Genomic DNA, 11,847 nt, shown 5'->3' with positions numbered 1-11,847 from the left:
AGTCGACGGCGTCGACATGGTGACCGTCGTCACCGAGGGCATCTTCTCCTATTGCGGCATCAAGGTGAAGATCGACACCGACCGCTATCTCGGCCCGGAGACCGCAACCGTCCGCGCCCAGGGCGAGGCGGTCGGCCACGTAACCACAAGCGAATACGGCTCGCAGATGCTGTCGCTCGGCGGCGTGCATCACCTGACCGGCGGCTCCAAGAAGGAAGGCCGCGTCACCTGCGACACGCTGATGGACCTCGCCAATTGCAAGGCGGTCGAGTTCACCATCGACGGCGGCGCCACGGTGGTGGTGCAGGCCGGCCAGCCGCCGATCGTCAACGGCGTGAAGGAAGAGCGCATGCGCGTCGGCTGCGGCTCGGCGACGATCGGCATGTTCGCCAAGCAATGGCACGGCAAGGTCGACGAGGTCGTCGTTGTCGACGACCACATCACCGGCGTGCTCTCGGAGCACCAGGCCGGCAAGCTGCTCGACATCGCCGACACCGGCATCAAGATGAAGGGCCGGCGCTCGACGCCCGGTCGCTATTTTCAGGTCGCCGATCCCGGCACCGGCTGGGGCGGCACCAACATCTCCGATCCGCTCGCGATTCTCGGGCCGTTCGATGCCAAGGAGGCCAAGCCTGGCCTCTCCATGCTCATGGTCTCCACGACGGGCGAACACTCTTCCTATTACGTGCTCGACGAGGCCCTGAAGCCGGTCGAGACCGAGATGCCTGATGATTTGAAGTTCTCGGTCGAGCGCATCCAGGAGAATTGCGAGCCGGCGCTGTGCACCGTGCTGTTCATGGCTGGTGCGGGCGGTTCGCTGCGCGCGGGCGTCACCGACAATCCAGTGCGGCTGACGCGCTCGGTGAAGGACGCGCTGACCCGCGTCACCAGCGGCGGCGCACCGGTCTATGTCTGGCCCGGCGGCGGCATCACCTACATGGTCGACGTGACGCAGATGCCTTCAGGCGCGTTCGGCTATGTGCCGACGCCTGCGCTGGTCGCGCCGATCGAGTTCACGATGAAGCTGTCCGACTATGCCGCACTCGGCGGACACATGGATTATGTGAAGCCGCTCTCCGAGGTGCAGGGCGGCGACGATGTCCGGCAGTTGCCCTGGCAGAACCCAATTCCGGGGCCCCGGGCATGACGCGGCTCCCGCAAATCGCATGGCTGTCTGATGGTCGGCGGCTGCATTTGCAGGATGGTCCGATTGATCTGATCGTCGAGGCGAGGGGGGACGCGAGCCAGGTGCGAGCGGCCTATGATGCCGCGGCGCGCCGTTTCACCGGGCTGCTCGATGAGCTCTGCCTGGAGCTGACGGAGTTGCGCAAGGCAGCGGAACCCGGAGCGTGCGCACTGAAGGGCGTCGTTGCCCGCCGCATGTATGCCGCCGTTGCGCCCCATGCCCCCGATTGCTTCATCACGCCGATGGCCGCGGTGGCCGGCAGCGTGGCCGAGGAGATTCTGGGCGCAATGCTGAGCGCGGCATCGCTCGACCAGGCCTATGTCAATAATGGCGGCGACATCGCGCTGCATCTTGCGCGAGGCGAGCATTTTTCGGTCGGCCTGATGGACCGGCCCGGTCGCGACGGCGTGATGCGGAGGATGAAAGTCGTTGCTGATGATCCCGTGCGGGGGATCGCGACCAGCGGGCGCCATGGCCGCAGCTTTTCGCTTGGGATCGCAGATGCCGTGACCGTGCTGGCGGCAACGGCCTCGCAAGCCGATGCGGCGGCAACGATCATCGCCAACGCCGTCGATCTGCCCGGGCATCCTGCCATCGTCCGGCAGCCTGCGAACGAGCTTCAGCCCGACAGCGATCTCGGCGCGCGCCTCGTCACCCGCGACGTCAGTGAGTTGTCGCCGACCGAGATTGCGGCCGCGCTGGAATCTGGCGCGGAATGTGCACGACATTTGTTCGATCGCGGATTGATCGAGGGCGCCGTGATGCAGCTTAGTGGTGATATGCTTGTCATCGGACCGAAAGATATTGAACGGCAGCGATCGCGCCCGCCTGTGCTGGAGAACGCGGTTCATGCCTGAACAGGGACGAGCCCAAGGGAAACAATCATGAGCGCGATCATCCGGAAGATCGTCACCGTCGTCGAAGAGACGCAAATGGAGATGGGCCGCCAGGTCTCGCCGCCGACCCGGCGCGCCGCGGCCATTGCCGTGATCGAAAATCCCTTCGCCGGAAAATATGTCGAGGACCTTTCGCCGTTGATCGCGATCGGCGAGGAGCTCGGCGAGCTCCTGTCGAAGCGCGCGGTCGCGGCGCTGGGGATCGACGGGGCGAAGGCGCAGAGCTACGGCAAGGCGGCGGCCGTCGGCGAGAACGGCGAGCTCGAGCATGCGGCCGCGATCCTTCACCCGAAGATGGGCGCGCCGGTGCGCAAGGTGTTGAGCAAGGGCGCGGCGCTGATCCCGTCGTCGAAGAAGCGCAGCGGCCCCGGCACGACGCTCGACATTCCCCTGGGGCACAAGGATGCAGCCTTCGTGCGCAGCCATTTCGACGGCATGGAAGTGCAGATCAACGACGCGCCGCGCGCCAACGAGATCATGGTCGCGGTCGCCGTCACCGACAGCGGCCGTCCGCTGCCACGCGTCGGCGGGCTGACGGTTGCGGAAGTCAAGGGCGAGGACGGTCTGAGATAGAGCTTGAACCGGGGAGGCCGGCACAGCTTCTCCGATAACATCGCGCTGAAGACGTAGAGAGTTCAAAACTGGAGGTTGGGATGCGAGCAAGAAACTATTTTGTGGGCGCGGCCTTCGCGCTTCTGGCGGGCGGCATGGCTCATTCGGCCATGGCACAGGACATCAAGATCGGCGAGATCAACAGCTACTCGCTGCTGCCGGCCTTCACCGAGCCTTATCGCAAGGGCTGGCAGCTCGCGGTGGAAGAGATCAACGCGGCCGGCGGCATCAACGGCAAGAAGCTCGTCGTCGTCTCCAAGGACGATGGCGGCAAGCCGGCGGACGCGCAGACCGCGGCCAACGAGCTCGTGTCGAGCGAAGGCGTGGCGATGCTGACGGGGACGTTCCTGTCGAACATCGGTCTGGCCGTCAGCGACTTCGCGAACCAGAAGAAGGTATTCTTCCTCGCGGCCGAGCCACTGACGGACGCGGTGACCTGGTCGAAGGGCAACAAGTACACCTTCCGCCTGCGGCCTTCGAACTACATGCAGGCCGCGATGCTGGTGGAAGCAGCCAGCAAGCTGCCGGCCAAGCGCTGGGCCACGATCGCGCCGAACTATGAGTACGGCCAGTCGGCAGTTGCCGTGTTCAAGAAGCTGATGTCGGAGAAGCGCCCCGACATCCAGTGGGTGGACGAGCAATGGCCGCCGCAGGGCAAGATCGATGCGGGCCCGGTGGTGCAGGCGGTTGCCGCGGCCAATCCCGAGGCGATCCTCAACGTCACCTTCGGCGCCGACCTCGTGAAGCTCGTGCGTGAAGGCAACACCCGCGGCCTGTTCAAGGGGCGCGAGGTCGTCTCCTTCCTGACCGGCGAGCCGGAATATCTCGATCCGCTCAAGGACGAGACGCCGGAGGGCTGGATCGTCACCGGCTATCCCTGGTACTCGATCAAAACGCCCGAGCATGATGCGTTCCTGAAGGCCTATCAGGCCAAGTACAACGACTATCCGCGTCTCGGCTCGATCGTCGGCTACCAGACTATCAAGTCGGCCGCCGCGATCCTGGCGAAGGCCGGCTCCACCGATCCGGAGAAGCTGATTGCCGCGGCGGAGGGCCTGTCGATGCCGTCGCCGTTCGGCGAGATCACCTTCCGCAAGATCGACCACCAGTCGACGCTCGGCGCTTACGTCGGCAAGACCGCGCTGAAGGACGGCAAGGGCGTGATGGTGGACTCGTCTTACAAGAAGGGCGCGGACTATCTGCCCAGCGATGCCGAAGTCGAGAAGCTGCGGCCGAAGGATTGATCTCCGCTGCCGTAGGGTGGGTTAGCCCTGCGGACTGCGCGTAGCGCAGACCGCTTGGCGTAACCCACCACTTTCGGTGCAACACGAGAAGAGGTGGTGGGTTACGCTTCGCTAACCCACCCTACGACTTCACCCAACCCGGACCGCCTATGGCCTTTTATGTCGTACAGTTTCTGACCGGTCTCGCCAGCGCAGCGTCGCTGTTCCTGGTGGCCTCGGGCCTGTCGATCATCTTCGGCGTGACGCGGATCGTGAATTTCGCGCATGGCGCCTTCTACATGATCGGCGCCTACATCGCCTTCACGCTCAGCGAGCGGTTTTCGGGCGCATTCGGCTTCTGGGGCAGTATTGTCGCGGCCGCGCTGGCCGTGGCGCTGATCGGTGTCATTGTCGAGATGGTGCTGCTCCGCCGCATCTATCATGCGCCCGAACTGTTCCAGTTGCTCGCGACCTTCGGCCTGACCTTGATGGTCGAGGACCTCGTCGTGCTGATCTGGGGACCCGACGATCTCGTCGGCCGCCGCGCGCCGGGCTTCAAGGGCGCGATCGATTTCTTCGGCCAGAACATCCCGAGCTATGACCTGTTCCTGATCGTGCTCGGCCCGGTCGTGCTCGGCATTCTCTGGCTGTTGTTCCAGCGCACGCGCTGGGGCGTGCTGGTGCGCGCGGCAACGCAGGACCGCGACATGGTCGCAGCCCTCGGCGTCAACCAGAAATGGTTGTTCACGTCGGTGTTCGCAGTCGGCGTCTTCCTCGCCGCACTCGGCGGCGCGCTCCAGATCCCGCGCGATGCCGTGCATCACGCGATGGATTTGCGCATCATCGTCGAGGTCTTCGTCGTGGTGGTGATTGGCGGCCTCGGCAGCATCGTCGGCGCCTTCGTCGCTGCGGTGCTGGTCTCCGAGCTCAACGCCTTCGGCATCCTGATCYTCCCGAAGATCTCCATCATCCTCGTCTTCCTGGTGATGGCGGTGGTGCTGATCGTCCGCCCCTGGGGCCTGTTCGGCAAGCCGGAGGCGCCGGCGCGCAGGACGCCGGGTCTCACCGTCAACCCGTGGCGTCCGCTGACGTCGAACGAGCGGCTGGCGGCGCTGGCAACGCTCGTCATCGCCGCGACGCTGCCGCTGTTCGCCGGCAACTACGCGCTGACCGTCGGCTCGGAGATCGCGATCTTCGTGATCTTCGCCGTCAGCCTGCATTTCCTGATGTCGGTCGGTGGGCTCGCATCCTTCGGTCACGCCGCCTATTTCGGCCTCGGCGCCTATGGCGTCGCCTTCCTGGCCAAGATGGCGGGGCTGCCGATGATCGTGTGCCTGCTGCTCGGGCCGCTGCTCGGCTGCATGGGCGCGGCGGTGTTCGGCTTCTTCGCCGTGCAACTCTCCGGCGTCTATTTCGCGATGCTGACGCTCGCCTTCGCCCAGATCGTCTGGTCGATCGCCTTCCAGTGGGTGAGCGTGACCGGCGGCGACAATGGCATTCTGGGCGTATGGCCGGAAAAATGGGCGGCGAGCCCGTCGCATTTCTATTGGCTCGCGCTCGGCGTCGCGGCGCTCGTCACGATCGCGCTGCGGGCCATGGTGTTCTCGCCGTTCGGCTACGCGCTCCGCGCCACGCGCGACTCGCTCCTGCGCAGTGAAGCGATCGGCATCAACGCCAAGCGCATCCAGTGGACGGCCTTCGTGATCGCGGGCACGACCGCCGGCATCGGCGGCGCGCTGTTCGCCTATCTCAAGGGCAGCGTCTTCCCTGACAATCTCGGCATCTCGCTCTCGGTCGACGCGCTGGTCATGGTGCTGCTCGGCGGCGTCGAGACGGTGTCGGGCGCGGTGATCGGTGCCATCGTCTACAAGGCCCTCAACATCTGGCTGGTCAGCCAGACCGATCTGTCGAAGCTCGTGCTCGGCGGCTTCATCGTGCTGATCGTCGTCGTCTTCCCCAAGGGCATCGTCGGCATGCTGGAGATGCTGGCGCAGCGCCGCAGGAAGACATCGCCGCCGGGATCTCCCCTGCTTGCCAAGCCGATCGAGTCCGCCGAATGAGCGTTGCACCCCCACTTCTCGCGGTCGAAGGCCTGACCAAATCCTATGGCGGCATCCATGCCGTGCGCGGCGTCTCGTTCTCGCTGCGTGCCGGCGAAATCCTGGCACTGATCGGCCCGAACGGCGCCGGCAAGAGCACCTGCTTCGACATGCTCAACGGCCAGAACAAACCGGATTCCGGCCACGTCCGCCTGCTTGGTGAAGAAACCACCGGCAAGAAGCCGCGTGAAATCTGGCGGCTCGGGGTAGGGCGCACATTCCAGATCACCGCGACGTTCGCGACCATGACGGTGCGCGAGAATGTGCAGGTCGCGCTGATCTCGCACGGGAAGCAGCTGTTCAACCTCTGGGGCTCGGCGCCGAAGTTCGATCGCGGCGAAGCCGGCCGCTTGCTCGAGCTCGTCGGCATGGGCGGCTATGCGGACCGGCCCTGCGGCGAGCTGGCCTATGGCGACCTCAAGCGGCTCGAGCTTGCGGTCGCGCTCGCCAACGAGCCAAAGCTGCTGCTGATGGACGAGCCGACCGCCGGCATGGCGCCGCGCGAGCGCGTCGACCTGATGCGGTTGACGGCTCAAATCGCGCGGGAAAAATCAATCGGCGTGCTCTTCACCGAGCATGACATGGACGTGGTATTCGAGCATGCCGACCGCATCATCGTGCTCAATCGTGGCACGCTGATCGCGGAAGGCTCGCCGGCGGAAGTGCGCAGCAATCCGCAGGTGCAGGCAGTCTATCTCGGCGAGGGCCTGCTTTACGATGCCGAGCATCGCGAGGGAGCCTCGACATGAAGCTCACGGTGCAGGACCTCAACAGCCATTACGGCCCGGCGCATATCCTGTTCGACATCGGCTTCGAGGTCGGCCAGGGAGAGGTGGTTGCGCTGCTCGGGCGCAACGGCGCGGGCAAGTCGACGACGTTCCGCTCGATCGTCGGCCTCGTGGCGCAGCGCTCGGGCCGCATCATGTTCGAGGGCAAGGATGTATCGGTGCGGCCGACGCACGAGATCGTGCGCGAGGGGCTCGGCTATGTGCCGGAGGAGCGGCGAATCTTCACCGATCTGACGGTGGAGGAGAATCTCGAAGTCGGTCGGCAACCGAAGCGTCCGAACGCGCCATATTGGACGCGCGACAAGCTGTTCACGCTGTTTCCAAACCTCGGCGAGATGAAGAACCGACCGGGCGGCCGCATGAGCGGCGGCGAGCAGCAGATGCTCACCATCGCGCGCACGCTGATGGGCAATCCGTCGCTGGTGCTGCTCGACGAGCCGTCGGAAGGCTTGTCGCCGAAGATCGTGGAGCAGATGGTCGATGCCATCCGGACCATGAAGAAGGAGGGCGTCAGCATCGTCGTCTCCGAGCAGAATCTGCATTTCGCGCGGTTGATCTCCGACCGTGCCTATATCATCGAGCGCGGTCGCATCTGCTTCGGGGGCACCATGGCCGAGCTCGACGCGCGTCCGGACATCCGCGACGCGCATCTGTCGTTGTGACAGCAAAGGGAAGGGCGGGGAGCGGATGGCGAGAAGCGTTGCGGCGAAGAAGAGCGTCAAACCGGCAAAACCGCCTTACGTGCTCGACGAGCAGGTCGGCTTCATCCTGCGCCAGGTCTGGCAGCGTCACAGCTCGATCTTCTCCCGCGACATCGGCACCAATCTGACGCCGACGCAATGGGCGGCGCTGTCAAAGCTCGCCGAGACCGGGCCGTGCTCGCAGAACCAGCTGGGACGGCTGACCGCGATGGACGTCGCGACCATCAAGGGCGTGATCGACCGCCTGACGGCGCGCGGCTTGACCGAGACCAGCCAGGATCCCGAGGACGGACGGCGTCTGCTCGTGAGCCTGACGCGCGCCGGTCAGCAGCTTGCCGAGAAACTGGCGCCGAACGCGCTCGCCATCACCCGCGAGACGCTCGCGCCGCTCGACGCCAAGGAGCGCGAGACGCTGATGGCGCTGTTGGACAAGCTGCGGTGAATGTCGGCCGCGAATTTCGCGATCCTTATGAAGGCATGTGGAGCGGTGCAACGTAGGTCTGGACGAGGTTGCCGAGAATGATCGTCCCGTTGTAGATGCCATGTGCGAGTACGCACACGCTCACTCCAACGCGCCGTAGTCGCAGGACGGTCAGAACGATCGTCAGCGGCAGCACGAGTAGCGGCGCGAGGATGCCGTTAGGAACATGCGAGCCGAGGAAGAGAGCAGCGGAGATCGTGCCTGCCTTCCAGGGTGGCATGATACTGGACAGACGGCCCCATACGTATCCGCGGTAAAATATCTCTTCCGCCACGGGGGCCACGATGACGAGAAGGACCGCAATGGCCAGCCAATAGATCGGCGACATATCGTGCAGGAAATTCCTCGTCAGCAGGGTTGTGGTGATGGCCCAATGAACCGAGCCGAGCAGGCCCAGCGGCACGCAAACCAGGATCAGCAGCGATACGGGGCGGCGGAGTCCGTTCATCAGATCGGGAAGAAACTGTCGGAGCCTCTCCTTGAGCTCGTCGCGGGCGAAGAGCAGGTACGTCGCGTTCACCATCAACATCGACAGAATCGCGAGCGATTGAACGTACGCAAACTCTTGGGTCAGATGGAGTAAGGAGGCGGAACGGGTCGCCGCTCCGACGAAGGCCACGACGAAGCCGACGACGAAGCTGACCAATAAGGAGCTTGCCAGGGCTGCCAGCACTTGGCAGACGCAGCTGCGGACCACAGACCACTGGCTCTGGACTGGAAGCGGAAGGTCGGCGACCTGTTCACTCACGAAGGGCTCCTTGTTCGGATAGGATGCCGATGGCGGCGCAACCTTAGCTAGACATGATCGCCGCGCAAAACTCTTTTTGCCGTCGGCCGACGCCGGTCTGCGCAGCGCTTTTCCAGCGAGCCTAAGGAGCGCGAGATGCTGATGGCGCTGTTGAACAAGCTGCGGTGAGCTCGCGACTAATCTCGATGAAAGCTCCATCGAGGTTTCCCGGCATGAGAGTGGTGCACTGCGTTGCGGTGGTTTTGAGTCTTGGCGCGGCGCTGGCGAGCGAGTGTGCTCCCGCCAGGGCGGCGCAAGCCTATGAAGGGTTCTGGGCGTCGACCAAGAAGGATTGCCGCAATGACGACAGCCCCAACCGTATGAGCATCGAGGGCGGCAATCGCCTCTATTGGTATGAGACGCGATGCCGCGCCAGTGCGATCACCGCTGACGGGAAGCTCGGCTGGAAGATGCGGCTCGCCTGCGAAGGCGAGGGAGACAAGTTTCGCTCCAATCCCCGGATTTCGATTGCCGCTGACGGCAAGCTGGTGATCGACAACGGCCCGGTGGGACAAGCCAAGCGCCAGGTCTATGTGCGTTGTGAGCTGCCCAAGCCGCGCTGATCGGGCGGCTTACGTCTTTCCCGGCCATTTGGCCCGGTAGCGGATTTCGCTGCCGTCGGCCTGCGATTGCCAAGGGCCGAAGTCGGCCGTGTGCGGTGCCTTGGCGGATATTCCGATCGGATAGAGCCGGCTCGGCTGGCCCTCGATGTTGACCGCGAGCTGCCGGTGCGAGGTTCGAAAGGCGAGTTCGACCTCGCCGGCGATGACCGGCTTGTCGCCGTCGCGGCGGAAGCGGCCGACGCTTGGCTCTCCCGGCATGGTGTTGAGATCGGTTTGCAGCTCGATGGCGATGCCTTGCGCCGATGCCGGCACCGTCGTTCCGGCCGGGAGGCGCACCTCGAACAGAAGCAGGGGATTGGCGGCGTTGGGATTGAGCCAGGGCGTGGCTGTCGTCACGGCGTAGGCGTAGTAGCCGACACCGGCGGCGGCGCAGAGAAACACGACGACGGCGAGCGATTTCAGACTGTTGCGCGCGAGGCTGCCCGCGCTTCCGTCCACGCGTGTCGCCAGCCGGGTGGCCAGCACGAGGCCGGCGATCGCGCCGAACAGTGCCAGCAGGCCCGACGTGATCAGGTCCGCCCGGTTGCCGAAGCCGCCGAGCTCGAGCGGCAAAAGCGTGGCGATGAATCCCGCCACCGCACCGACGACGCCGGCGGCAATCCGCAACCAACCTCTCATGTCCGCCTCGACGCTCCAGCAAATGAAATGCCGCCGCCAGGGCTGCCTGCGTTAGACGCGACAGGCCGGAGATGTGTTCAATGCTTCCGAGGGGCGCGCCGAGCGGCGGACCACTCCGGCTGGGTCACTTCGCCACCACTTCCGGCACCTTGCCCGCCGGCGGCGTGTTCCGGCTCCTCTGCGTCCGCACGATGCCGTCGATGATGGTCATGCCGATGCCGGGGAGGTCGCCGAGCTGGACGCTCTCCAGGATGTTCTTGCCCGGCGAGTGCTGCGCCTTGTCCATGATGACGAAATCCGCAGCGCGGCCGACCTCGATCAGGCCGCAATCGAGCTGTCGCATCCGCGCCGTGTTGCCGGTGGCAAGGCAGAACGCGATCTCGGCAGGCAGCTCACCGATCGAGGACAGCATCGAGACCATGCGCAAGATGCCGAGCGGCTGCACGCCGGAGCCGGCCGGCCCGTCGGTGCCCAGGATGACGCGGTGCAGGTCGCCCATTTCGCGCGCGATGCGCAACGTGTAGAGCGCCGAGCGCTCATTGCCGTTATGAACGATCTCGAGCCCGCGCTTGCAGCCCTCGCAGATGCAGCGGATCTGGTCGTCGGGAAGGGCGGTGTGGCCGCCATTGATGTGGCCGACCACGTCGGTGTCGGCCTCCAGCACCACATCCTTGTCGATCAGGCCGGAGCCGGGGATCGAGGGGCCGCCGGTGTGGATCGTGCTCTGGATGCCGTATTTGCGCGCCCAGCCGACCATTTTTCGCGCCGTCGGTCCGTCCTTGACGCCACCGAGGCCGACTTCGCCGAGCAGCTTGACGCCGGCGGCGGCCAATTCCTTGAAGTCCTCTTCGACCATCTCGCATTCGATGACCGGCGCGCCGGCATGAACCTTCACGCCGCCGGGACGCAACGTCCAGAACGCGCGCTGGGCGAAGATCGCCATCGCCTTCAGCCCCACCACGTCGCGGGGGCGGCCGGGCATGTGCACTTCGCCTGCCGAGATCATGGTGGTGATGCCGCCATGGAGGGAGCTGTCGATCCAGTTGATCTGGTTCTGGCGCGGCGTCCAGTCGCCGGCGACGGGGTGGACATGGCTGTCGATCAGGCCGGGGGTCACCGTGGTACCGTTGGCATCGACGATGGTGGTCGCGCCTTCCGTGTCGAGATCCTTGTAGCGGCCGATCGCGGTGATCCTGCCGTTCTCGGCGACGATGGTGTCGCCGTCCAGGATCGGCTTTTCCAGCGCGCCCGACAGGATCAGGCCGATATTGCGGATCACGAGCTTCGAGGGTCCGGTGGCCTGGGGTGCGTCATGCGCCATGGAAGGGGGTCCTTGTCCTTAACTGCAACGCTGTCGATCTTGGGCAGCCTTGACCAAGGGATCAAGCCGGATTATTCATTAGTATACGAATGATCGTGTACAAACGACGCATAGCTGACCGCCTCGGAACCGCAACGTAGCGACACGGAAGGGTGAGATGAGCAATTTCAACCAGGAAAGCGTATTGAGCGTCCACCACTGGACCGACACGCTGTTCTCCTTCAAGACCACCCGCAGCCCGACCTTCCGCTTCCGCAACGGTGAATTCACCATGATCGGGCTCAAGGTCGGCGAGAAGCCGCTGCTGCGGGCCTATAGCGTCGCCAGCGCCAATTACGAGGACACGCTGGAGTTCTTCTCGATCAAGGTGCCGGACGGCCCGCTGACCTCGCGGCTCCAGCACCTGAAGGAAGGCGACGAGATCATCGTCAGCCGCAAGGCGACCGGCACGCTGGTGATCGACAACCTGGAAGAGGGCCGCAACCTCTACCTCATCGGCACCGGCACGGGGC

At 64.9% G+C, this 11,847-nt stretch carries 13 protein-coding genes; 10 read left to right on the top strand and 3 right to left on the bottom strand.

What is annotated here, in order from left to right:
- From AC1D00_RS09490 to AC1D00_RS09455, 8 genes are all read left to right on the top strand, one after another.
- Positions 1-1,147, top strand: a 1,147-nt coding sequence (locus tag AC1D00_RS09490) for a 6-hydroxynicotinate reductase (protein WP_477010491.1), incomplete at its 5' end; no start/stop codon positions are given.
- Entirely contained in the window at positions 1,144-2,043 is a 900-nt protein-coding gene (locus tag AC1D00_RS09485; protein ID WP_477010490.1) for a UPF0280 family protein, read from the top strand. The genes AC1D00_RS09490 and AC1D00_RS09485, both read left to right, overlap by 4 nt.
- 27 nt (positions 2,044-2,070) lie before the next feature.
- Positions 2,071-2,655 carry an amino acid synthesis family protein gene (locus AC1D00_RS09480; RefSeq protein ID WP_027557295.1) on the top strand — a complete coding sequence of 195 codons (585 nt, stop codon included), beginning with the start codon at positions 2,071-2,073 and terminating at the stop codon, positions 2,653-2,655.
- Between the two features lie 80 nt (positions 2,656-2,735).
- Positions 2,736-3,938, top strand: coding sequence for an ABC transporter substrate-binding protein (locus tag AC1D00_RS09475; protein WP_027543238.1), 1,203 nt, complete (start codon positions 2,736-2,738; stop codon positions 3,936-3,938).
- Between the two features lie 149 nt (positions 3,939-4,087).
- Entirely contained in the window at positions 4,088-5,977 is a 1,890-nt protein-coding gene (locus tag AC1D00_RS09470) for an ABC transporter permease (RefSeq protein WP_477010489.1), read from the top strand.
- Entirely contained in the window at positions 5,974-6,765 is a 792-nt protein-coding gene (locus tag AC1D00_RS09465) for an ABC transporter ATP-binding protein (protein WP_135173913.1), read from the top strand. The genes AC1D00_RS09470 and AC1D00_RS09465 overlap by 4 nt, the downstream gene beginning before the upstream one ends.
- Entirely contained in the window at positions 6,762-7,466 is a 705-nt protein-coding gene (locus AC1D00_RS09460) for an ABC transporter ATP-binding protein (protein WP_135173912.1), read from the top strand. Before AC1D00_RS09465 ends, AC1D00_RS09460 begins: the two co-directional genes overlap by 4 nt.
- Before the next feature lie 25 nt (positions 7,467-7,491).
- On the top strand, positions 7,492-7,947 hold the full coding sequence (locus AC1D00_RS09455; RefSeq protein WP_477010488.1) for a MarR family winged helix-turn-helix transcriptional regulator: 456 nt from the start codon (positions 7,492-7,494) through the stop codon (positions 7,945-7,947).
- Positions 7,948-7,972: 25 nt separating this feature from the next.
- Here AC1D00_RS09455 and AC1D00_RS09450 read toward each other — a convergent pair whose 3' ends face one another.
- Positions 7,973-8,734, bottom strand: a complete 762-nt coding sequence (locus AC1D00_RS09450) for a lysostaphin resistance A-like protein (RefSeq protein ID WP_477010487.1) — start codon at positions 8,732-8,734, stop codon at positions 7,973-7,975.
- A gap of 212 nt (positions 8,735-8,946) precedes the next feature.
- Here AC1D00_RS09450 and AC1D00_RS09445 point away from each other — a divergent pair, with 212 nt between their 5' ends.
- A complete protein-coding gene (locus tag AC1D00_RS09445) occupies positions 8,947-9,336 on the top strand; it encodes a hypothetical protein (protein ID WP_135174115.1) in 390 nt (129 codons plus the stop codon).
- 9 nt (positions 9,337-9,345) lie between these two features.
- Here AC1D00_RS09445 and AC1D00_RS09440 read toward each other — a convergent pair whose 3' ends face one another.
- Positions 9,346-10,014, bottom strand: coding sequence for a hypothetical protein (locus AC1D00_RS09440; RefSeq protein ID WP_477010486.1), 669 nt, complete (start codon positions 10,012-10,014; stop codon positions 9,346-9,348).
- A 124-nt stretch (positions 10,015-10,138) separates the two neighbouring features.
- A complete protein-coding gene (locus AC1D00_RS09435) occupies positions 10,139-11,335 on the bottom strand; it encodes an amidohydrolase family protein (protein ID WP_027543230.1) in 1,197 nt (398 codons plus the stop codon).
- A gap of 157 nt (positions 11,336-11,492) precedes the next feature.
- Here AC1D00_RS09435 and AC1D00_RS09430 point away from each other — a divergent pair.
- Positions 11,493-11,847 (top strand): FAD-binding oxidoreductase (locus tag AC1D00_RS09430; protein ID WP_477010485.1); only part of this gene is annotated, 355 nt, incomplete at its 3' end.

The sequence above is a fragment of the Bradyrhizobium sp. P2_E8 genome (assembly GCF_056403875.1).
Note: the sequence above shows the minus strand (reverse complement) of the source record. Positions and strands in the feature narration are given on the sequence as shown.